Source organism: Sinorhizobium sp. FG01 (genome assembly GCF_002531875.1).
Taxonomy (GTDB): Bacteria; Pseudomonadota; Alphaproteobacteria; order Rhizobiales; family Rhizobiaceae; genus Sinorhizobium; species Sinorhizobium fredii_C.
Genome location: NZ_NWTB01000016.1, coordinates 105,718 through 127,897, shown reverse-complemented (window position 1 = coordinate 127,897; position 22,180 = coordinate 105,718). Strand labels below are relative to the sequence as shown.

Here is a 22,180-nt window from a genome sequence, read left to right as displayed (position 1 = left end):
ACAGCTACGACGTCATCGACGGCCATGGCGGCGCGGTCGCCCAGACCGCCACCATCACCATCGAGGGCCGCAACGACGCCCCGGTCAACACGATACCAGGCTCCCAGACAGTCGGCTCCAACATCGCGACCGCAATTACCGGTGTCGCTGTCGCCGATGTAGACACCGCCAATGTGACCACGACGCTCTCCGTTTCCAGCGGCAAACTGACGGTCGGAACGGGAGGCGGCTTCACCTTGAACAACAACGGCACGAACACGGTGACGATCAGCGGGACCCTGGCCCAGGTCAATGCCGCTTTGGCTACGTTGTGTTATCTCAGCAATACCAATTACAGCGGCGCCGACACGTTGACGGTGGTCACGTCGGACGGCTTGGCAAGCGATACGGATACGGTGGCGATCACGGTCAATCCGCCGGCCAATGTGGCTCCGGCGGCATCCGATGATGCGATCGTCATATCAACAGGAACGCCCGTTTTCTTATCAGCCGCCTGGTTGCTCAACAATGACGCGGACACCGACGGAGACGCCCTTTCGATTTCTGCGTCGAGTATTATCGGCTCGCTGCCGAGCGGTTGGACGATCGCGCCGGTGACTGCGGGCGGGGCTATCACCGGGTTCAACGTGAGCACGGGCAATGTCAACCAAGCAGCCACTCTGTCGTACACGGTAGACGATGGACAGGGACACACGTCGACTGCACAATTCACAATCCGGACACCGTCCACGCCCTCCAACAGCGGGGGGAACGATATCGACTTGGCCTCCCTGAACTACAACTATTCATACATTGACGGAAAGGATCAGGGTGATGAACTCACTGCCAACCTGACGCTCACCGGTACGCAAGGACACGACGTATTTGTCGGCAGTAGCGGCGATGACGTCCTCGATGGTGGCGCCGGCAACAACATTCTCACGGGGGGAGCCGGCAGCGACACGTTTGTCTTCCGGAACTTCGCAGGCACAACAAACCACGTCACCGACTTCAATCCCGGCGCGAACTCGACGTCTGTTGATAAATTGGGCTTCGAAGTCGGGATTGCGGCCAACGAGTTCTCTGCCGGTAACAACGATATGGCCTTCATTTTCAAGACCGGGAACGACGCAGCGATCAATGTTGCCAGCACAGAGGTAGCCGTAAAAACGGATGCCAGCGTCACCAACGCGACAGTGCAGAGCACGATCAACGGCTACGGTAACATCGCGACGGGTGCATTCTTCGTATTCCACAATACGGATCTCGGCCACGCTGCGGTTTACTACGATCCTAATCCAGCTGTGGCCGGCGGCGCAGTGCTGATCGCGGACCTCGACACTGTAACTACTTTGGGCAATCTCACCGCTTTTAATGCTGGCGACTTTTTGTTCGTCTAAAGGCGGGGAAAGCGACGATCCATGGCGCATCCGACCATTCGTCGCTCCAGGCGGTGTTGCCCGAACTCTGGCGTGCCGCCTGGCCTCTCTCGGCTTCAGGGTGCCAATACTATGACGGTCTACCTGTTGCTCGTATGAGCGCCAAAACGTTCGGGCACGTCCTCTATCTGTCAAGCGCCGGATATTTTTTTGGACACTCGGTTATGGGTGGGAGCAGGTTGGCTTGGTGGCGAGCAGTTCACTGACTTCCTTACGATCTGGACACCGAGGAGAACCAAGTGGCAAAAATACGGGCTGCCAATTCGCTGATGGCGACTTAGTACATAGGCCGGCAAGTTTCGCGAGAAGGTGGAGGAAGTGAACATGCTAGTGCCCAAGCGTCCGCTCTGGCTCAAAACTTGGGGTTCATCGTGCCGGACCGGAAGGGCAGCAAAGGGTCGAATATTGCCTTCGGCATAGCGAAATAGCGGCGCCTCTGTTCGAAACGCCACTATTGAATAAACAACTCGACCTGCTCAGAAATGGCAAGGGCGTCGTCGACTTCGATTCCGAGGTATTGTACGGTGCTCTCCAGCTTCTTGTGGCCGAGCAAGAGTTGGACGGCGCGAAGGTTGCCGGTCTTCTTGTAGATGTGGGCCGCCTTCGTTTGTCTCATCGAGTGTGTGCCGTAGCGCTTGGGATCGAGCCCGATGCTCGACACCCACTTTTCAACGACCCTGCTATATTGCCGCGTCGACAGATGCGGCAATAAGTGCACGCGGCTCGGAAACAGGTCATCCCGTTCAACGAGCCTGCGAGTTCCGATCCTTGCAGCGACGGCCCCCCGCGTTTGATCGGTCAGTTCGAATTGCACGGGTCGGCCGGTTTTCTTCTGAATGATAATCGCCCGGTCACGAACCCGTCCGGAAATCGCGACATCAGCAACTGAGATCGCGACGAGATCACAAGCGCGCAATTTGCTGTCGATCGCGAGATTGAACAGCGCCAGGTCGCGCACGGGACCCAACATCTGAAGGCGGGTCGTAAAGCTTGATTGTTTTTCAATACGGGCCCGCAGCCTCAGCGCTGCACCAAGAGGCCGGACAGATGGCAGCATCCGACAACGTGCTAACCGGCCAAAAACCGCTTGCGTCTTACGGAGCGTCCACAGATGGAGAGCAGTCGCACGCAGTGACCATTACGAAGGGACGCGATGCGGGGCAATGCGGCCGTTCAGGTAACCTGATCCATTCGGATCTGTGAGGATCATTGGGCGACCGCAAAGGTCAAAGATTCTGCCTCTTGAAGTTCTGGGAACCGTTGACTGCAGAGGGATGAGCGGTCGCTCAAGAGTCTTTTCAGGCGCGGGTGCTAATGTTGCTCGAGAAACCGGCACGCAAATCGCCGCTGACTGGGTTGCACTTAAGGCACCCGGTCAGGGGAAACTATACCGCCTTCATTCTCAAGTATGTCGATACGTCGAGCTACAGATTTTGAGAATTTCAGCCGCACACCAATGCCGCTGCCATTATCAGGGATGAAGAGGGCGCCAGCTCTTTCCAGAGCTGACTGCAAGGCGAGCACTTCATCATCATTCGGTTTGTCGAGCTTCCGCTCAAAACGCAGTACGGTTTCGACCCCAACACCGGAAGATGTCGCGAGGCGCTGGCGCGAGAGTTCCGTAAGTGCACGTGCCGCACGACATTGGGAGCCAGTAATCATGTTCCATTTTCCTTTCTACAAATTGGACTGCCTAGCATGGGAGCGATCGACTGGGCCGTTTGGCCAGCAAGCACGGCAGCGCCGACCTTGCCGGCCACGCTCGGACCGATCGGCAGAGACTGCGAACGTCAGCCATTGTTTTCTGCGTTAGGCAAGAAGGCTTGGGCGTGTCGGAGGAATGGAAGCCTTGCCTGCTGCCCGCTTTTCGGTAACCGCTAACACCGTCAATTTGTGCTGCCTGTTATCCCGTGCGGTCCATCTCATCGTCTGACCGGCGGACAAGCCGAGAAGGGCAGTTCCGATCGGGGTCAGGACCGATATCTTTCCTTCGGAAATGTCGGCGTCTTTCGGGAACACAAGCGTCACGGTTCGCCTATCTCCGGTATCCGTCTCATACTCCAACGTCGATCCCATTCGCACGACATTCCAAGGCACCGAGCCGTCCGGAACCACCCCTGCGCGTTCGAGTTCGAGGAGGAGACCATCGGAAATTTCGGGAAGGCGATCGGCCGCGGCGAGCGCGAGTTTGTTCAATCGCTGGTGATCCGTCTCGCCAATCACGATCGAAGGCTTTCGTGGGGTTTGGCTGTGCTTCTTCATTTTTCGTGTCCTCCTATGGTTTACCTTACCGCCACCCTTTGAACCGCACTGGCCCGCGATGGGATGTCGTTGATCGACCATGCCTCGCTCTGCAGGATCGCCATCACCTCATCGGGCGACCGGGCCAGCCGGAGGCCATCCCGGATCAGCGGCGCCCGCACGAACCGAAACAGTTGGGACAGCGCGGGCAAGAAGGTGCGAACCTCCGAGCGCGGCCAAAGCAGGGCAAAGACGAGATCGACGGGATCGAGGTCGGGGCTCTTGAAATCGATCGGGGGAGCCAGTCGCGTAAACGACGCTACGGGAGACGAGATCGAGCGCAGCAACGCGTGCGGGACGGCGATGCCACGACCGATGGCGGTTGAGCCAAGCCGCTCCCGCCTCCAGATGCCCCGAAGAACCGCCCGATCATCAAGCCCGGCTTTTCGCGCAAGTTTGACAGCGATCCTGGACAGCGCCGAGTGCTTTCCCTTTGTCGCAAGGTCAAGAGTAATATCTTCTTCTGATAGGTTTCTGAACGTCAACATGGTTGCCTCTAAGCCGGTACGCGCGAGCGCAAACGGAGTGCGTTTGGCACGCCGTCTGCTGCACTTTGCGATTGAATCGAGGATGTGGCTGACCCGGACGCGAAGCCGGTAGAGCTCGCGTCCGGGCTAGAGGCCTGCTTTGAGGCGTTGTGGCTCTCTGTGGGTCACGGAAATATTCATAATAACTTAAACATGGGGACGGAATTTTTGAAATCAAGCGCTCGGCCAGAAACGTTGACCGAGTTGAACTCTTGGATATCTCCCGTTCAGTACACTTTCAGCAACCAGAGGCGGCGAAGCCGAAAACTTGGAAGAATGCAGAAATACTGCACTGAAATGCCAGTTTATTTCATTGGACTAATATTCCCGCCTGGTTCTTGAATGGCTGCACGCGACAGGTCGTACGAACAGCCATTGGCCGCCGGAATTTCCGCGACCTCGGCTTTGAAAAAGGATCCCCCCCGATGAAAAAACGTTTCCTCGTACCAGTTCTGGCACTGACCAGCGCGCTTGGTGCCATGGCGGCGGATGAAGTCGCAAAGGCGCCGCCGGCCGCTCCTTATCAGCAGGTCAGCAAGCTGGTGAAGTTGCCCGACTTCCTCCCCGGCATGGGCCAGCTCTTCGTCGATCCGGCGACTCTGCCAGCCGGACCGTTCCTCGCATATGATCGTGACGGAAAGCTTGTCAGCACCATCTACATGCTGCCGACCAAGGATCTTAATCCGGACAAGTCATTCGATAATCTTGCCGCGCCTGGCGGCGGCGTCGACCATGTCGACGTTTACTACAATGCCGGCCATCCAGGCGTGGAAGAGCCGCATGTCCATGTGGTGCTGTGGCATGTTGCAGCGGCCGGCGAAGCGAGCGTCGCCAAATGAGGGTCGCGCGGCGTGACGTGCTGGGTCTATGGGGCGGGCTCGCCGCCGTCCTTTCCCTGTCCCAGCGGGACGTGTGGGCCGAAGAGGTCGTGGAGATCAGGATGCACGGGGGCGCCGATGGCTCGCATGTCTGGTTCGACCCGATCGGTGTACTGATCAAGCCGGGTCAGATGGTCCGCTGGACCAACTTCAACCCCGGCAATTCGCATACGACGACCGCCTATCATCCGGCAAACTTCGGGAGGCCGCTGCGCATTCCTGAATCGGCAAAATCCTGGGATTCAGACTATCTCCTGCCCACCGAGAGCTTTTCGGTAACCTTCACCGAGCAAGGGGTTTATGACTATTATTGCGTTCCCCACGAGCAGGCTGGAATGGTCGGCCGCATCATAGTCGGCGAACCGGAAGCGCATGGCGGCTGGATGGAGGCGGTCGCTGCAAGCCGCGGCCTACCTGATGAGGCCCTCAAGGCGTTTCCAATGGTCGAAGAAATAATGGCAAAGCGGACAGTCCGCCGAGTTTAGTTGGTGGGCCGCGCGTCTCGGCGGTGTCCAGCCGACGAGCGGACAGATGAAGGAGATGGTGCGGGGACAGTAGTGTCCGAACGGCATCGGAAACCATGAGGGGCGTCATGACAGAAATGGCATTTCGGGCAGACCTGCTGCAATCGCAGGCGGAGGCCAGCGGCGGCACACAGACTGCCAAACAAAAAGAAAGCGCAATCCGCCGGCTTGCCTCTTTGGGGGAGATGACCGGCGGTATCGCCCATGACCTCAGGAACATCCTGGCAATCGTCGAATCGGGCCTGAGGCTCGCCGAAAGAAAAGCCGACCAGCCGGAGAGCGTACGCGCCTTTATCGCGGCGGCGCGGGAAGGCGTCGATCGGGGCGTCGAACTGATATCGCAGTTGCTCGCTTTTGCAGACGATAGAGAACCCGACCTGCAAGTGCGCGACCTGAATGAGCTCGTCAGCTCTTCCGGGCCATTCCTCCGGTATGGCGCGGGACCTAGCATCCGCGTCAGGCTCGCATTGGGTTCCGACATTCCAAGCTGTCTGATCGATCAGGCGTTGTTTGACGCCGCCGTTCTCAATCTTGTCCTTAACGCTCGTGATGCAATGCCAGGCGGCGGTGAGATTTGGATCGCAACGGAGCGGCTCGTCGCGACGAATTGTGCGCAAGGCGGGCCGGCGCCGGGTTCCTACGCCCGGCTTCGCGTTAAGGACCACGGCTGCGGCATGCCACAGGAAGTTCTGCAAAAGGTGCTGGACCCGTTCTTCACGACCAAGGGCGAGAACGGCACCGGAATGGGGTTAGCGCAGGTGCGCACTTTCATGCAGATGGTCGGCGGCCATCTGAGCATTGCCAGTGAACGAGGCACCGGAACCACAGTCGATCTGCTGTTTCCATTGCCCGAGGCGGCCACTTAGGCCTCGATGTTGCCTTCGGAGATCGCTCGCAAGCCCGCAAGGGCAGGTCCCACGACACTCTCATCGGCATTTGCCGACCTCACCGAGTAAACCGGATAGGAGTATTGCGGCATGTCGGGTACGAGGTAGAGCTCACGGGCAGCTAAATGCGGCTCCACCGCGCTCATTCTGAAATAGCCTGAGCCGCCGCTCGCAAGGACATAGCCGAGAGCCAGCGGACCGAGATCGAAAGAGAGGTCCGGTGCGACATCCGGGAAATTCATGTCGTGTTGCCGCCCGAAATCCGGCCCCCAATCCATGTAGACGTAACTCGTCTCCTCAAGGCGCTTCGCTTCCGGATCGGATGTGACGAGCACGAGCTTTTCTTCCATTAGCAGGTCGATTCTAAGGCCGGGTCGATGCTGGGGAGCATACATGATCGCCACGTCGACCATTCCCGAGGCGACCTGATTGATCAGATCCTGGGGCACGTCGACATGGACGCGAAGCGCGATATCGGGGAGAAACTGGCGAATCCATCGAACCCAGCTCAGCAGCAGGGGTTGCGCAAGAGTGACTTCGCTGCCGACCGTCAGCACCGCTCGGCGCCCTGTCGGCACTTTGACCTGTTGACGAGTGCGCTGCCATAACTGGACGAAGGTTGGCGCGTGGCGCAGGAACTGCTCGCCCGCCGGCGTTAGAGATGCGCCGCCCTTGTTCCGAATAAACAGCGGCCGGCCAAGCAGTTGTTCGAGGTGACGAATCCGCGCGCTGACCGTCGTCTGAGCAACATTCAAGCGCTCGGCAGCTCGAATAAAACTTCCCGTTGAAACTATTTCCAAGAAAGTACGGGCGAGCTCAATGTCCATCACAGTATAGCATAAAAGTTGCGCTTAAATGTCAATCAAATTCGTTTGCTAAATACTAGTCGAGCCGTAAGCTTCGCTGGAATCCAGCAGTGCTAGCGCTGCATGCTGCGTGGAAACGGGCCAAAGGCGGGTGCCCTCCTTGTTCGGCGCGGCGCGGTTGGCCCACTCGTCATGCGCAGCGACGCGGTCCTACGTCGACCGTCGTCGTTCCCGACACCTAGATGGGGCATTTTATCGATGTGCCAGCAAGAGCTCCCTGAGAACGACGGCATCGTTGTGCGTCTCGTCACGCGCCGCATAGACAAGCGTGATCGGATCTATAAGTGCCAGGTCGTGCAATCGATCAAGTTCCTCGCGATGCGCCTCGATCTCAGCGGCATATCGCCGGCGGAACTCCTCTCAAAGGGAGGGATCGTGAGCGAACCATTTCCGCAGCTCAGTGCTTGGCGCCAGCTCCTTCGCCCAATAATCAATTGCCGCATCGGTCTTCCTGATTCCGCGCGGCCACAGCCGGTCAACCAAGATACGCTTGCCGTCACTGTCCGTCGGACTCTCATAGGCGCGTTTCAGTTTGACATCCTTCTCGGAGATTTTGCCGCTCATCCACATCGTTCCCTGCGACCCACAGTTAAAAACATAGGGCGATGTGATCATGCCTGCGATGACGAAATCACTCGGGCGGCCGACCCGAAGAACGCTCGCCGCCGCTTCACGCGACTACGCCAGGAGAAAAACGATGAAGTTTTTTGTCGATACAGCCGATATTGGCGAAATCCGCGAGCTCGCCGCCGCAGGAGTCGTCGACGGGGTGACCACGAACCCGTCGTTGATTGCAAAGGCCGGCCGGCCGATCCGGGAGGTTATCAAGGAGATCTGCGAGGCGATTGAGGGCCCGGTCTCAGCGGAGGTCACCGCGACCGAGTTCGGCGGCATGGTCGCCGAGGGGGAGCGGTTGGCCAGCATTGCTCCCAATGTGGCCATCAAGGTGCCCTCGACCTGGGATGGCTTCAGGGCTTGCCGGGCACTCAGCGAACGCGGGCTGAAGGTCAATGTCACGCTCTGCTTTTCAGCTAACCAGGCCTTGCTCGCGGCGAAAGCCGGTGCGGCCTACATCTCGCCTTTCGTCGGCCGGCTGGACGACATCGGCCTCGATGGCATGGAAGTCGTCCGGGAGATCCGGGCGATGTACAACAACGACGAGTCCTTCAATACGGAAATTCTGGCGTCCTCAATTCGTACACCGCTGCATGTCACGCAGGCTGCAATGGCCGGTGCCGATATTGCAACGGTACCACCGGGAGTGCTCAGGAGTCTGAGCAATCACCCGCTTACCGAGAGAGGACTGGCGTCCTTCCTCGCCGACTGGGGGAGGAGCGGGCAAGCCATTCTTTAGATGTCGTGTTGGCCGTTTGTCATGAGCAATCTAGCAGAAATACTGCACGCAACGGGCGATTAAATTCGTTTGCTTAACAGACGCAGCAGCAACAAACTGGCTGGCGAGATGAAAGGCCGCGACCCGCAGAGTCGCTTTCAGCCCCCGCAGCGGGCGCCATCTCGATAGCCAAGGAGAAACAGATGGCTGCTGAGCACAGAAGCATGACTGGGCCTGATCTGGCACGGGGCATCAGACTTGCCGATCTTCCTGACGGCAGCAATCTGGTCGGCCATTGCGGCGATGCGCAGGTGCTGCTTGTGCGCCGCGGGGCTGAAATTTTTGCCGTCGACGCGCATTGTACGCACTACAACGGTCCGCTCGCCGAAGGACTGGTGGCGGGTGACACCGTCCGCTGCCCATGGCATCACGCATGTTTCAGCTTGAGAACCGGGGAGGCCCTGCGCGCACCCGCTTTCAGGCCGCTGGCATGCTGGTGGGTAGAACAGCGCGACGGCAATCTCTTCGTCGTTGGCAAGCGCAAGCGTGCGGAAGCGGCAACGAGCGAGCTCCCCGTCGAGGCAAAGCCGGAGAAGATCGTCATCCTCGGCGGCGGCGCAGCCGGCTTTGCTGCTGCGGAAATGCTTCGGCGAGAGCAATATCGTGGCAGCATTGTCATGCTCAGCGACGACGAGGCGGCGCCTGTCGACCGGCCGAACCTTTCAAAGGACTACCTTGCCGGCAAGGCCCCGGAGAACTGGGTCCCGCTACGGGGGGAGAGCTACTATTCCAAGAACCAGATCGATCTCCGTCTCGGGACGCGAGCGGTTCGGATCGAGCCGCGGACGCGCGAGGTCATCCTCGCGGACGGAGACTGCGTCCCTTATGACAAATTGCTGCTGGCGACCGGTGCAGAGCCGGTTCGCCTGACCATTCCAGGCGCCGACCGGCCCCACGTTCACACGCTGCGCTCTCTCGCTGACTGCCGGGCCATAATCGAACAGGCGACGACGGCCCGCCGCGCCGTCGTGCTTGGAGCGAGTTTTATTGGCCTCGAAGTCGCCGCGGCCCTGCGCGCTCGCGGCGTCGACGTCCATGTCGTCGCACCGGACAAACACCCGATGGGGCGGGTCCTGGGTTCACAGATGGGCGACTTCATCCGGACCCTTCACGAGAAGAATGGAGCCGTTTTCCACCTCGAGGAGATGGCAAGCAGCATCAATGGCAGCGAGGTGAAGCTTCGCGGCGGCGACACGCTGGCCGCGGACCTCGTGGTCGCCGGCATCGGCGTGCGGCCACGGACGGAGCTCGCCGAAACGGCAGGGTTGGCTACCGACCGCGGCGTCGTCGTGAACAGTTTACTGGAAACAAGCGAACCGGGGATCTTCGCGGCCGGTGACATCGCGCGCTGGCCCGATCCCCATAGCGGCGAGAACATTCGCGTCGAACATTGGGTGGTGGCAGAGAGGCAAGGGCAGACCGCGGCGCTGAATATGCTCGGCCGGAGCGAGAAGTATGCAGCCGTGCCGTTCTTTTGGAGCCAGCACTACGACGTCAGGATCAATTATGTCGGCCATGCGGAGCGATGGGAAGAGATCATGGTCGAAGGCGACATCTCCGGCAGGGATTGTCTGCTGCGCTTCAAGCGCGACGGACGCGTACTGGCTGCCGCTTCGATATCCCGGGACATCGAAAATCTGATGTTCGAGGTGGCAATGGAGCATGAAATGGTCGTCTGGTGACGGGCAGGCGCCAACGGCTCGCACCGCCGCAGTGAAGAAAGGAGGTCAACCATGTCAACGTCGCCCGACCGCAATCCGGCTCCTGGCTTGCACAGGACCACGCCCGCCAAGCACTATTCGAGGTCGATCATTTTCATCGAGGAGATCGCGAGGCAAGAGCCGCATGAGACCTCTACGTCAGTCGACATCTTCTCGCACGATGGCATCAGGTGGTATTGCCAGGTCCGCTGCGGCGACCAGAAGACCCAGCCGATGGGGCCTTTCACCAAACGACAGGCGGAGCGAATTCAAGAGGCTCGCAGAACGAGGATCGCGAAAAGAGGAACCGCGGGGCTCGCCTTTGAGCGGACCCGAGAGGACTGGTGATGGCGCGAGTTAAGCGAGTTGTAGGGAAGTATCCTGGCCTGAGTGGACACGCCACTTTCAGAAGGCCTGCGTTGAGTGTGACTAGCCTTCGTCTAGGGAATCGACGCAGCACTGACGGTGCATCGGCTGTCTATCGTCTGCTAACCGCAGACGACCCGGATTTCATCTGCTTCAACGACTCCGTCGTTTTCGGGCTGAAGTCGGTAGCTCCATCTCAGGACTTGGGCCCTGGCGCCATGAGACCAGCGGCCAGGGAGATCGAACTGAAATCAGTTAGTTTTGCCGGAGCAGATCTGCTCCAAGGAGTTCTGACATGAGCAATCGGCTTCAGTGTTATCTAACGTCAAACGACCATGCGGTGCTCAGAGAAATTCTTGATCAGACCACGAGCGACAACGCCTACCGCCGATTGCTCAGAAGAAAGCTGGTGCAGGCTGAAATTTGCTCCCCGCGAAATGTCCCCGATGATGTCGTGACGATAAACAGTCGCGTGACCTTCCGCGTCGATGCAGGTGTACCGAGAACTGCCAATGTAGTTCGCAATGAGAGCCAGAACTTTCCTAATTACACTGTCTCGGTAGAGTCGCCTTTGGGATTGGGGTTGCTCGGATTGAGAGCGGGTCGGGTAATTGCTGTCGAAACAGAAAAGGATGGCCTACAGAAGATCAACGTGATCCGGGTTGATTTTCAAGCTCTTGCGCTTCCAGGCACCCCAATGGTGATCACCTCGACGTTATCGCCAAGGATCCGTTAGATCGCAGTCAGGATGTCGCCCAAGGATAATATCCGGAAATGCAGTACCCGCAGCGGGCCGGCTGAATCCAGGCCACATCATCCTCGCGACCGATTTCAGCGCAAGATGCGATCCAACACAGGAGCGCGCAATCCAGCTAGCGATCGAGTGGAACGCCAGCCTGACGGCCGTTCACGCGCTTAACGATAAGGGCCTCAGATATCACCCGTCGCAGGTGAAACGTACCGCACAGCCGCGATGCGCGAAGCGGATCTCCTGCGCCAAGAACTCGCCTCTATCGAAGGGCTCCGCTCCTCAGTGGTAGTGGAGGAGGGGCCGGTGGAGGCCGCGATCCTGGCTGCTGTGGCCAAGGAGCGGGCCGAATTTGATCGTGGCTCGCGTAGAGGGACTGGGCCCCTGGCGCAAGTGCTGATCGGAAGCACCGTCACCGCGCTGTGGGCGCGGTTGGAACCGGCGGTGACGAGCCGCCTCCGACTGCGTCAGAGAGCGACGGCTAGCGCCCATCAAGCAACTCCTGGGCGCAAGCGCCCTGTCGGCTGGAGCTGCGGATTCGCGCGATTTTACAATCGACTAGCCAGCGTCCAAAGGCCGCATCTCGACCGATTGAAGCCTTTGCCTCAAGTGACCATATCGGAGGTATGACTAGTTCACGTCGACACAAGAAATACCTGGTCCTCTCAGCGTCCCTGCTGACGCGACCGTAACCCCGAGCGGCTCGACGCACGCGTTCGCCGCCTCGGGGATACCCTCTCACATAGACAGTCTGGCACGCGGCTACGCGCGCGCGGCGCTCAAGCGGGCGCCGCCGCGTCTGCAGGCCGCTGATGCTTCCCGAACGCCCGTTCGCCGCGTCGCTTCTGCGGACCACGCGACCGGGCCGATCACTACTGCGAATGGAGGGCAACGATGTCCGCACACGAACACTCACCAACCCAAGCCCGCCGGGACCCGACCCTCCGCAGTCTCGGGGTGACTGTCGCGGGATTTTTTCTACGTGCGCTGCAACGCCGGCAGCGGAGGCGGGCGGCCGCCGCGCTTCACAACCTCGACGACAGGCTGCTCGAGGACATCGGCATAACGAGAAACGACATCCCGCGGATTGTCGAAAGGCTTTTCCGACCGTAGGGGACAGGTATAGGTGGAATCACCGGCAACTGTGTCGCAGCCCAAAGGCAGCCGTGCATCATAGGTGAACAGCGGTTCTCAGGCCAGCGAGGACCGCGCGGTCCGCTGGCCCGCTGGAGGTAACGATGGATAGGACAACGAAAACGATCATCGCGGTGGGCATCTTTGGATTGATGATCGTCGCTTTCGCGATGCTCTGATAAGGCTTGCTCGGAAGGTGAAGAAGGGACGGTTGCGGGCGTAGGGCTGCCATTCATGACCCGGCGGGTCAAGGTCGGCTGAGGGTCGAGAGTTCACCTTCACCAGCGTCGTGGGTGGGTGGAAAACAGGCATTCAGCGCGGTTCATCCGAGCGGCTTCACAGGGGTCAACACGGGACATTGGACTCAGGCATGTGCCGTTTCAGCGTAGGTCCGCAGTCTGCGAAAGAAACCACTCAAGGAGAATGTCGAGGTTCTCCTGTTAGGCTCTTCGTTCGTTGACGACCAGGAAAAATGCTCCTCCCGTTCGCACTGAAACGTCCAGCGGTTTCACGAGAAGCGCCGAAAAGTTCCAGCCCAACGTTCTCGTTCTGGCGACGTCCCCCAGGGCCAGTTTTCGTGCGGTCGTAGCTTGGGACATCGGCGTAGAAGCTGCGGCAAGGGCGCGGACACTGTGAGCGCCATTGGCCCGCTTACATGTCACCGGCGACGTAGCCGCTTCTCCTTGATGGCAAGCAGACTGAATTCACCGCCGAAACCCCCACAATTTCCCACCGGGAGACATGATTGACGCTCACTGATGCAGGCTAGGGAGCCCCGTGATGGCCGTACAGCGGAGTGCGTCAGCTTGCGTCAGGAAAGTGGACAGTGCGAGCTTGCGTCCCTGGAGACACAAACTAGAACTGTCATGACGAGGCTTCCTCGCCGCGCGGCAGACATTGCTGAAGCCTCTGCAATTCCCTCAACATCAAGACTGGGCATTCTTTATGAATAGGCTTCCGTTTTCGGCCGAAACCCTCCGCAGTTCGAAGCGCGTGCGGTGCAGCCTCTTCTTCCTCGCGGGCGGCGTGGGAATTGGGGCATGGGCTTCGAGTCTGCCGTTGCTTGCAGCGAAGCTGGGCTTGGACAAAGGGCAACTTGGGACTTTGCTGTTGTGTTTCGCCCTTGGAGCGATCGTTCTAATGGTGAATGTCGGGCGCATTAGTGATCGCTTTAGCGGGAGCTATGTCTTGAGTCTTGGGGGTAGCCTGGTGTTCGGCCTGGCAATTCTCATGATTCCATTCGTTGACGGCCTGGTCGTGGTCGGAGCGCTGGTGTTGCTGGCGGGCGCCGCCTTTGGAACGCTCGACGTATCGATGAACATCGAGGCATTGGATATCGAACGAGCAACGGAAAGGCACTTAATGTCGTCCTTTCATGCCCTGTTTAGCATCGGGAACATCGTTGGGGCTTCCTTGGTCGGATTCCTTGCTTCCTACGGCGGCGGGCTGCGAGCATGTCTGGGAGGCGCCGGAATTCTCGTGCTTCTTTCAGCGTTGTCGACACGATTTGTTGCTCGTAACGACGCTAAACAACAATCACGCACCACCGATACTGTGGCTACTGATAGCCGAGCTAAGCTGAACAGGTCGCAGACACTGCTGGTCCTCCTGTTCGGCGTTGTTGCCTTTCTGGCTTTCCTGGCCGAGGGCGGGATCATGGATTGGTCGGCTGTTTACATGGTCGACACACTCGGTTCTTCGGAAAGTGTGGGGGCTTACGCTTTCGCCATCTTCGCCGCAGCCATGGCAATCGGCCGTCTGCTTGGCGACGGCGTGACGAAACGAATTGGGCATGTGAACGTGCTGAGATTCGGAGGACTCATTTGCGCACTGTCCCTTTCAACGATGTTGATTGGAAACAGCGTTGAAATCAGTATGGCGGTTCTTGCGTTGTGCGGTTTTGGCGTCGCGAACATGATACCTGCGGTCTTCGCGTCGGCGGGAAGAATTGGTTCTCGTGCAGCCGGAAAAGCGATGTCGATTGTGACCACGATGGGATATAGCGGACTGCTACTTGGACCAGCGCTGCTGGGTTTCGTCGCACAGGTTTCGAGCCTCACAATCAGCTTGGGACTGGTGACGCTTGCGTTTGCGTTGATTTCACTCGGCACCCTTTACTTGAAACGCCGCTTATCGCAGTTCCACAAGCAAACTCAAACCAGTGAAAGCTTCGCGTGATTTCGGAAACCAGGAGGCTTTCGGAAAGATGTGAGCCAGAGCCCGGCGAGGCGTGCGCTGTATAAGGGCGCGGAGTGGGTCGCCATCGGAGATTGCGAAAGCCGACCAAACTGTCACGTGTACGAGCCATCGCCTCAATGGCCGACGGAGTTCTCGCATCCCTCTGAAATCTTAAGCGGTCAGCGTTCTAAGCACACGCTCGTGCAGCACTTCATTGGCAGACGCCAGAACGTGCCCGCCCGCTTCGGGGCGCTCGCCTGTTAATCCCGTCACAACGCCGCCCGCCCGCTCGATGATCGGGATCAAGGCGACGATGTCGTATGGCTGCAGGGACAATTCCAGACAAAGATCGATCTGTCCGGCTGCGAGCATGGCGAATGCATAGCATTCGCCCCCATAGCGCGTCATCTGAACGCTGTCTCGCAAGCGTTCGAAACGGACTTCCGGGAATTCCCCATATCGTTCGGGAGAGTTCGTATGCAGGATTGCGTGCGGCAAATCTGTCGTCGATCTGGTCCTCATGCGGTGGGTGCCCGACACGTTTTTCGCCCAAGCCGCTTCCTGATCAGCCCAGAAGCGCTCCTGCGTGAAGGGTTGGCTCATCATCCCCATTACACCGCGACCTTCCAGTGTCAGACCGATCAACGTACCCCATACAGGAATGCCGCATATGAAAGGCCTCGTGCCGTCGACCGGGTCGATGACCCACTTCCATGGTCCAGTCCCGGTCTCGCCGAACTCTTCACCGAGGATTGCGTGCTCGGGATACTCAGACGAAATCAGTTCACGCAGGACTCTTTCTGCTTCCTTGTCCGCCAAGGTCACGGGATCAAAACGATAGCCAGGCTTGAACTTCTCTTCGACTTCGAGAGTGGTGCGGAATCGAGGCAACGTCTCCATGGAAGCCGCGTCCGCCAGGCGATGGAGAAATGAAACGGGAGGGAACGTGTCCATGGCCTTATCCAATCTGGTCCATTTATGTGTAAGACCGCGCCTGGCTGCTTCTAAAACACAGGCCGGAAAGAGTGGCGGCGATGGGGAGAACCACCGCCGCCTGCCACCTTTTGCGATGTTGGTAACGTACAGCAGGTGGCGAGCGCGTTAGATGCCCTGGAATATGGTGATCACCGCATCCCTCTTCAGGGTGGCCTGGAGCTCGTAGAGGGAAGCAATCTGGGCAGAAGAGTTGCCGATGAGAGGGCCGAGCCACCAGAGGCAGAGCGCAGTCAGGATTGCGACAGCAATCGGGGTGCCCGGAACGCCTATTCTGTAAAACCTCAAGATTGCCTCCCGTTGCCAAGTATGCAAGCAGGATAAGTCACAGCGGCCCGCGGGTGGATTTCTCATCCCTAAAATACCTGAAGCAAAGTGACGCAAATGCCTGCGTCTGTTGCGAATGGTCACTGCAACCATTGCAAATGGAGATCAGCCAGCGACCAGCGTCGACATCAGCGCGTGCAGACCGCGGGCGACATCGTAGCTGTTCTGCTGTTGTTGTTTCCTGCAGAACAGCTCGCAACTCCACCACCCCTCGTAGCCAGTCGCCTTGAGCGCATCGGCCCACAGCTTCAGGTCGATCACACCTGCGCCCGTTGGCACGTCTCTCAAGACCACTTCATTGGGAACTCCGCCGGAAAATGCCAACGAGTCGCACACATGGACGCCATAAATGAGTTCCTTGTCGAGCCGCGCGATATCGTCGGGGGTGTCTCCGGACGTATAGCAATGCCAGAAATCGATCACCATCCGGACGTTATCGCGCCCGGCGCGATCGATTATCATCAGTTGTTTTTCAATCGTGTTCAGGGGCGTCCAGGAAAGTGCTTCGAGGTATATGAGAAGCCCATGGCTGGCAGCGAGGTCGGCGATCTCCGAAAGGTTCGTTGCGGTAAGGGCGATTTGCTCCTCAATGGCTCGACCGAGAAATCCGCTGTAAAGGTTCGCTGGGAGTCCTTCCTGATGGCGCAGTACCGCCTCCACGTTGACGGGGCCGGTCAGCACCTGAACCCCTTTGGCCCCAGCCACGGAAGCGAGACGAAACAGCTCTTCCGCTTCACGCATGAGCTGTTTCCTCGCCTCGCCCTGGCGCTCGATATCGACCAGGAAGCCCATTCCTGGTACGTTCACATCCCGCAGCAGCGCCGCCAGCTCGGCTTCGGAAAAGCCTGACTCCAGAAATGCTGTCAGCTTGGCTGCGGATGCTTCTATGCCGTCGAACCCGACATCTTCGGCGATGTCGAGATCGATCGCGAGCGTAGAATCTTTGGCGACGAGTGAGTGCAGCAGGAGCTGGTGCTTTTTGGTCATGAGTTCACCTTTTTTATCTCACGTTACTGCTCGTCGACAGCCTCGTGAGTGCGGCTGAAGACGAGCATCCAATTGGCGGTGTGTTCAGGCGCTCTCGTCAAATGGCCGGATTCCCGTCGCCCGGCCTCTTTTTGCCGCTGAAGCCACCGCCTCCGTAGCGACCAGCGCCGCGAAACTGTCCCTGCCAGTCGCTAGTGGGGACGCTTGATGTCTCGCTGCTGCCACGAATTCCTCCAGGGTGGCGGTATGCAGATCGCGGTCACGCACTGGAACGAGTTCGTTACGGCCCGCGAGCCTGCGCACCAGGACGCCGGAACCGCGCGAGCTCAAGGTCCCGCTGGCAAGCAGCACGCCATCAGTGCCGGCTGCCACCACCATGCTTTCCATGTCAGCTGTGCCAAAACTCTCATGCGCTTGGAGAAAGCTGCCATCGTCCATGCGGATCGTATATGCCAGATGGTGAGGCGAGCCGTTCGATTCCTTGGCAAAGGCAATCGCCTCAAGGGGCTCGCCACCGGTGAGAAAGCGCGCGAGATCGATGTCCTCGGCGCAGATGTGAAGGAATACGCTGCCACGATCACAGGATATCTCCCCCCTTCGATTTGGAGGAGGTTGAAAGGGGCCTCCGCGCAAGATCGAAACCGACTGGATGGTACCAATTTCCCCATCAAGAATGAGGCGGCGCATAGTTTGGTGAATCGCGGAGGCACGAAGGGGCTGGTTGACCGCGAGCACGACTCCATTGTCTGAGCAGTGCTTGATCAGTCGCCTGGCGGTTTTGCTATCTTCCGACAGCGGTCCATCGCAGAGAATGTGTTTTCCTGCAACCGCCGCTGCGAGGACATAATGCTGTCGGCGCTTGAGAGTGGCGCTGATGTAGACGAACTTGACCGCCGGGTCGGACCAGATCCGCTCCATATCCGTAGTGGCCTGCGGAATGTCCAGGTCATTTGCGAAATGCAGAGCATCGGTTTTGCTTTTGCTCACCACCCAAAGCGGCGAATGCCCGATCGCACGGATGGCCGCAACCATCTGCTCGGTCGCGATTGGCCCGGTGCCCATAACGCACCAACCTTCGGCGGCGCTCTGTCGCAATCCCATGGGTGCCTCGCGGATCGGCTTTCGGGCCACAGTGCGGCAAGACCCCGCGCAGAGCAACTTCGCAGCCGGTTGATGTCCTTCGCGAAAAGACGTATGATGTGCTTCCTATTGCTTCAGTTCGGAGGGTTGCGAGGTTGGATCATTTCGGGGGAAATGCCGCTGCTCTGGCGGCCAATCTCAGAACCCTGTGCGAAGGCCACGGTTCGATTGCGGCGGTCTGTCGAAAGATCAACGTCAACCGGCAGCAGTTCAACAAATATCTTTCAGGCGCTCACGTGCCATCTGCATCCAATCTTAGAATGATCGCAAACTATTTCGGCCTCAGCGTTCCAATACTGTTTTCGGATCCAGACGAGTTTCGCACACTTGTCGACGGAAACTTCTTCCACGCCATGTCTACCGCTCGCCAGCTACCGGAATTCTCGCGATTCGTGTCAAACATGATCGTCGAGAACAATTCTCTGGATGACGATATCCTCGGTGTCTATGACAGGTATCAGTTCTCCTCCATATACAAAGGTTTCGTGCTGCGGTCCGCCTTTTGCATCTACCGCAACAAGGAATTCCTTCAGCACTATTATGTCGAACGGTTCCCGAGCTTCGAAGATCCAAAGAAAACTGAATATGTTTTCAAGTACTACGGCTTCTGTTTCCCCGTGGCTGACCGCATCTTCACGGCCGACTTTGAGGGAATCCAACGCAATGAGCTGACCTTTGGAGTTTACGCTCAGGTAAAGCGTAATGCGAAAAAGTTCATGTTCGGCATAGCCAGCGGCATCGCCGCAAACATGTTCAGACAGCCATACTCCACCAAAGTAGCTCTCCACTACCGCGGGCCAGGCCTTTTGAAACGCGAGCACCTCAACAACCTGACCGTGATGGACCGGAACGATCCGTCAATACCCCGCGAAGCCTTGCAATACCTGGGTGACGGGTCTGACATGATTCAGATGGGTTGAAGCCCGACTGAAATGGTCGGGCTCTATTCTCACGGATGCAACTCCACAGCCAACCAGACGGAGTCGGTGTCCGCATAGTACCGGTGCCAAGGGTAGGTCCACTGGTTCTTTCCGGTCACCCTGCAGAATGGATCATGCGAATAGCCGACGGGCATCACCACGTCTTCGTATAAGGTGGATGGGTCGCGTTCTCTGAACTTCTGCATCCTGCCAGAACCGTGGATCTGCGTGTGTGTCTCCAAAAACGGATGCTCATGATGAATGAAGCAGTCCGTGTCGCCGGGTGCCCACCAGAGATTTAGCTTCAGCGTGAAAGCCTGCGGCGCCTCGTGTTTCGAGCGCTCGTTCGTGAAAACGCGGGGGTCCGTCGTGACCGTGCCGACCTCGTCCTGCTTCGAGATAAAGAGGGGCGTGTCCCTCGGGAAACTGCGGATCCGGTTGCCGAGCCAATCCCAGCCCCGGAACATGGCTCCTCCAAGATTGGTCGCCCGCTGCACCTTCACCAGCGCGACCCGTTCGGCGCTCTTGATGCGCCCGCCGCGCAGCCAGGTGGATTTCCAAGCGGGAACGATCGCCGGATGCTCATCCCCGGTTACAAGCGGCCGCGGGCTCAGATTGACGACGATTGCATCCTCGACCTCGTGGTCAACCACGTTCTCGACGAGCTTCGCGTAAATGAACTCGTCGGCAAACGCGAGATCTCTAGTTTTGTTCTCCACGGCGAACTCCTCCTGCAAGGCTACTTTCTTCACAGGAAGCCACGACAAGAGCGAAATTCCTATTGCGCGGGACTCTGATTTACCGCGCAAGTATACGCGCAGCGTGCGTCTGGTTGCGAATTCTCTTGAGGCGACCACCAAGCGGCATGCAGATCGTCTGGGAACAAAGCCGCGCGAAGAGCCAGCCTCTCGAGCGGAAGGTCCCAGAGGGGCGATGCAAAACTCAGCAGACCTTGCTTCAGTCTGCGTCAGCTAATCGTACCCTGCGAACTTGTAAGGTTTGCACGAAACGCGGACTGTTTCTCCCATGGTCGAAAGAGCCGGCGTCCGAAGGCTCGCTGGCAAGAACACTACCGAGGAGGGTTGATCAGATGAAGCTCACGGGCGGTCAAGTCGTCGCGAAAGCACTAAAGGAATACGGAGTGGAGTATGTGGCTGGTGTTCCGGGCCACGGCATCTGGTCACTCTTCGACGCATTTCTCGAAGAAGGTTCGCAGCTTCCTTTCATCCAGGTCATGCACGAGCAAAGCGCCGTGCATATGGCCGATGGCTATTTCCGGGCGTCGGGACGCCCGATGGCCTGTTCGACCTCGGTCGGTCCGGGTGCGGCGAACACGATCATCGGTCTGGCCACAGCCTATTGCGACTCCACCTCGTTGTTTTATGTTTCCGGCTCGCCGCAGACCTACATGCATGGTCATGGCACCATGCAGGAACTGGAGCGTCAGCAGGACAATGCGTTTCCGCGTATTACCGAGCAGGTGACGAAGCGTGCCTGGCAAGCGAACTCGGTTCAGGTCCTGCCGAGCATCATGCACCGTGCATTCAGCGCGATGATGACGGGCCGTCCCGGTCCCGTGCATGTCGAAGTGCCGATGGATGTGCAGGTCGAGACGGCAGATGTCACGATTCACCCGCTGGAAAAGCGCCTGCCGATCGGTGTGGCCTACCCGGACCCGAAGGCGATAGAGGCGGCCATCAAGGTTCTGCTGAACGCCGAGCGTCCGGTCATCGTCGCAGGGGGAGGGGCGATCACCGCCAATGCCTCGGCCGAACTGACGCGCCTTGCCGAAAAGCTCGGCGCGGCCGTCTCCATCACCTGGAACGGCAAAGGCGCAATCTCCGAAGATCACGCGCTGTTCATCGGAGCCGTCGGGCAGACCGGCACGACCTGCGGCAACACCATCACCGCTTCCGCTGACGTCGTCGTCTCGGTCGGTTGCCGTTTCACCGACTGGTCCGCCTCATCCTACGCCAGGGGCGTGTCCTTCTCGATACCGGCGGCCAAGCTGATCCACATCGACCTTGATCCGCGCGAAATCGGCAAGAACTATGAGACCGAAGTCGGTATCGTTTCCGATGCCAAAGTCGCTTTGGAAGCGATGCTTGCCATGATTTCCGATGCCGACTCGACCAGGATGCTGTCGCGTCGCGAGAAGTTTCTGGCCGACGTGCAAAAGGCCAAGGCCGACTGGCGCGCGCAAGTTGAGCCGCGCGAGAACAGCCGCGAAACCCCTTTCACCTCGCAGCGACCCCTCATGGCGCTGCGCAAGGTTCTGGACCGCAACGGCATCGTTGTCGTCGGATCGGGCAACACGCAAGGTTCGGTCAAGCAGAGCTTCCCCGTCTACGAGTCGCGCACGCATCTGACTTCGGGTTCCTATTCTCCGATGGGCTGGGCGGTCCCGGCCGCGCTTGGCGCCAAGCTTGCCTGCCCCGATCGCCAGGTGGTCGCGATCGTCGGCGACGGTGACTTCATGATGTCCCTGCCGGAAATGGGTACGGCGGCGATGAACGGCATCAATGTGGTGTTCCTAGTGTTGAACAATTCCGGTTACATGTCGATCCGAGGTGGTCAGCGCAAGTTCATGGGGCGCCACATTGCATCTGAGTTCAACCGTCACGCCGGCAATGGGGAGCCCTATTCGGCCGATATCGCCGCGTCGGCCCGCGCCTTCGGTCTGGAGGCCTGGAAAGTTGAAAAGGACGAAGACCTGGAAAGCAGCCTGAAAGCGGCTTTGGAATGCGGCGGTCCGGCCCTGGTTGAAGTCGTCGTATCACGCGATGCGGCAGGTCCGTTCGCCACTGGCTGGTGGGACTTCCCGTCGCCGGCCTATTACGAGAAGGAACAGGCTGCTTACGCTGAGATGCGTGCACGCGAACAGCATCTCTAA

Annotated in this window: 20 protein-coding genes and 1 pseudogene; 10 read left to right on the top strand and 11 right to left on the bottom strand. The window is 58.8% G+C overall.

The genetic code is table 11. The features are described 5' to 3' along the window. Positions 1–1,379: Ig-like domain-containing protein (locus CO656_RS30965; RefSeq protein ID WP_234819579.1), on the top strand; the 1,379-nt coding region annotated here is incomplete at its 5' end. A 490-nt stretch (positions 1,380–1,869) separates the two neighbouring features. On the opposite strand, the gene CO656_RS24015 is transcribed toward CO656_RS30965, so the two are convergent. The 4 genes from CO656_RS24015 to CO656_RS24000 form a co-directional block, all read right to left on the bottom strand. After that, positions 1,870–2,388 (bottom strand): tyrosine-type recombinase/integrase, encoded by a 519-nt coding sequence (locus tag CO656_RS24015; RefSeq protein WP_097527385.1) that lies wholly within the window; start codon positions 2,386–2,388, stop codon positions 1,870–1,872. Between the two features lie 392 nt (positions 2,389–2,780). Beyond that, positions 2,781–3,080, bottom strand: coding sequence for a hypothetical protein (locus CO656_RS24010; RefSeq protein WP_097527384.1), 300 nt, complete (start codon positions 3,078–3,080; stop codon positions 2,781–2,783). A gap of 147 nt (positions 3,081–3,227) precedes the next feature. Continuing rightward, positions 3,228–3,680 (bottom strand): nucleoside diphosphate kinase regulator, encoded by a 453-nt coding sequence (rnk, locus tag CO656_RS24005; RefSeq protein WP_037427301.1) that lies wholly within the window; start codon positions 3,678–3,680, stop codon positions 3,228–3,230. Between the two features lie 20 nt (positions 3,681–3,700). Further along, complete coding sequence (locus tag CO656_RS24000) at positions 3,701–4,207, bottom strand: PTS sugar transporter subunit IIA (protein WP_037427299.1); 507 nt, start codon at positions 4,205–4,207, stop codon at positions 3,701–3,703. A gap of 464 nt (positions 4,208–4,671) precedes the next feature. Here CO656_RS24000 and CO656_RS23995 point away from each other — a divergent pair, with 464 nt between their 5' ends. The 3 genes from CO656_RS23995 to CO656_RS23985 all read left to right on the top strand — a co-directional run bounded on the left by CO656_RS23995 (position 4,672) and on the right by CO656_RS23985 (position 6,514). Then, positions 4,672–5,085 (top strand): DUF5602 domain-containing protein, encoded by a 414-nt coding sequence (locus CO656_RS23995; protein WP_097527383.1) that lies wholly within the window; start codon positions 4,672–4,674, stop codon positions 5,083–5,085. Then, entirely contained in the window at positions 5,082–5,609 is a 528-nt protein-coding gene (locus CO656_RS23990; RefSeq protein ID WP_234819578.1) for a plastocyanin/azurin family copper-binding protein, read from the top strand. The genes CO656_RS23995 and CO656_RS23990 overlap by 4 nt, the downstream gene beginning before the upstream one ends. A 107-nt stretch (positions 5,610–5,716) precedes the next feature. Further along, positions 5,717–6,514: an ATP-binding protein gene (locus CO656_RS23985; protein WP_097527395.1), complete on the top strand. Its 798-nt coding sequence runs from the start codon at positions 5,717–5,719 to the stop codon at positions 6,512–6,514. Here CO656_RS23985 and CO656_RS23980 read toward each other — a convergent pair. Both CO656_RS23980 and CO656_RS23975 read right to left on the bottom strand, forming a co-directional pair. After that, positions 6,511–7,362, bottom strand: a complete 852-nt coding sequence (locus CO656_RS23980; RefSeq protein ID WP_097527382.1) for a LysR family transcriptional regulator — start codon at positions 7,360–7,362, stop codon at positions 6,511–6,513. The two genes, CO656_RS23985 and CO656_RS23980, sit on opposite strands and share 4 nt — an antisense overlap. A 231-nt stretch (positions 7,363–7,593) precedes the next feature. Continuing rightward, a pseudogene (locus tag CO656_RS23975) lies at positions 7,594–7,965 on the bottom strand (DUF488 family protein). Between the two features lie 133 nt (positions 7,966–8,098). Between CO656_RS23975 and fsa the strand changes: the two are divergent. From fsa to CO656_RS23940, 4 genes are all read left to right on the top strand, one after another. Next, entirely contained in the window at positions 8,099–8,755 is a 657-nt protein-coding gene (gene fsa, locus CO656_RS23970) for a fructose-6-phosphate aldolase (protein ID WP_097527381.1), read from the top strand. A gap of 182 nt (positions 8,756–8,937) precedes the next feature. Next, positions 8,938–10,476, top strand: coding sequence for an FAD-dependent oxidoreductase (locus CO656_RS23965; RefSeq protein ID WP_097527380.1), 1,539 nt, complete (start codon positions 8,938–8,940; stop codon positions 10,474–10,476). 679 nt (positions 10,477–11,155) lie between these two features. Next, positions 11,156–11,596 (top strand): GreA/GreB family elongation factor, encoded by a 441-nt coding sequence (locus CO656_RS23955; RefSeq protein WP_097527378.1) that lies wholly within the window; start codon positions 11,156–11,158, stop codon positions 11,594–11,596. Positions 11,597–13,639: 2,043 nt separating this feature from the next. Then, entirely contained in the window at positions 13,640–14,920 is a 1,281-nt protein-coding gene (locus tag CO656_RS23940; RefSeq protein WP_234819577.1) for an MFS transporter, read from the top strand. 171 nt (positions 14,921–15,091) lie between these two features. Here CO656_RS23940 and hisN read toward each other — a convergent pair whose 3' ends face one another. The 4 genes from hisN to CO656_RS23920 form a co-directional block, all read right to left on the bottom strand. Then, on the bottom strand, positions 15,092–15,874 hold the full coding sequence (gene hisN, locus CO656_RS23935) for a histidinol-phosphatase (RefSeq protein WP_097527375.1): 783 nt from the start codon (positions 15,872–15,874) through the stop codon (positions 15,092–15,094). A gap of 147 nt (positions 15,875–16,021) precedes the next feature. Continuing rightward, positions 16,022–16,201 carry a hypothetical protein gene (locus tag CO656_RS23930; protein WP_234819576.1) on the bottom strand — a complete coding sequence of 60 codons (180 nt, stop codon included), beginning with the start codon at positions 16,199–16,201 and terminating at the stop codon, positions 16,022–16,024. Positions 16,202–16,345: 144 nt separating this feature from the next. Then, the gene (locus tag CO656_RS23925; RefSeq protein ID WP_097527373.1) at positions 16,346–17,227 is read right to left on the bottom strand and encodes a sugar phosphate isomerase/epimerase family protein; all 882 of its coding nucleotides are present in this window, start codon (positions 17,225–17,227) and stop codon (positions 16,346–16,348) included. An 84-nt stretch (positions 17,228–17,311) separates the two neighbouring features. Then, positions 17,312–18,328, bottom strand: coding sequence for a Gfo/Idh/MocA family oxidoreductase (locus tag CO656_RS23920; protein WP_097527372.1), 1,017 nt, complete (start codon positions 18,326–18,328; stop codon positions 17,312–17,314). 134 nt (positions 18,329–18,462) lie between these two features. Between CO656_RS23920 and CO656_RS23915 the strand changes: the two genes are divergently transcribed. Then, complete coding sequence (locus CO656_RS23915; protein ID WP_097527371.1) at positions 18,463–19,287, top strand: helix-turn-helix transcriptional regulator; 825 nt, start codon at positions 18,463–18,465, stop codon at positions 19,285–19,287. Between the two features lie 29 nt (positions 19,288–19,316). Here CO656_RS23915 and CO656_RS23910 read toward each other — a convergent pair whose 3' ends face one another. After that, entirely contained in the window at positions 19,317–20,024 is a 708-nt protein-coding gene (locus CO656_RS23910; protein WP_234819575.1) for a hypothetical protein, read from the bottom strand. Positions 20,025–20,152: 128 nt separating this feature from the next. Here CO656_RS23910 and CO656_RS23905 point away from each other — a divergent pair, with 128 nt between their 5' ends. Next, positions 20,153–22,180 carry a thiamine pyrophosphate-binding protein gene (locus CO656_RS23905; RefSeq protein WP_234819574.1) on the top strand — a complete coding sequence of 676 codons (2,028 nt, stop codon included), beginning with the start codon at positions 20,153–20,155 and terminating at the stop codon, positions 22,178–22,180.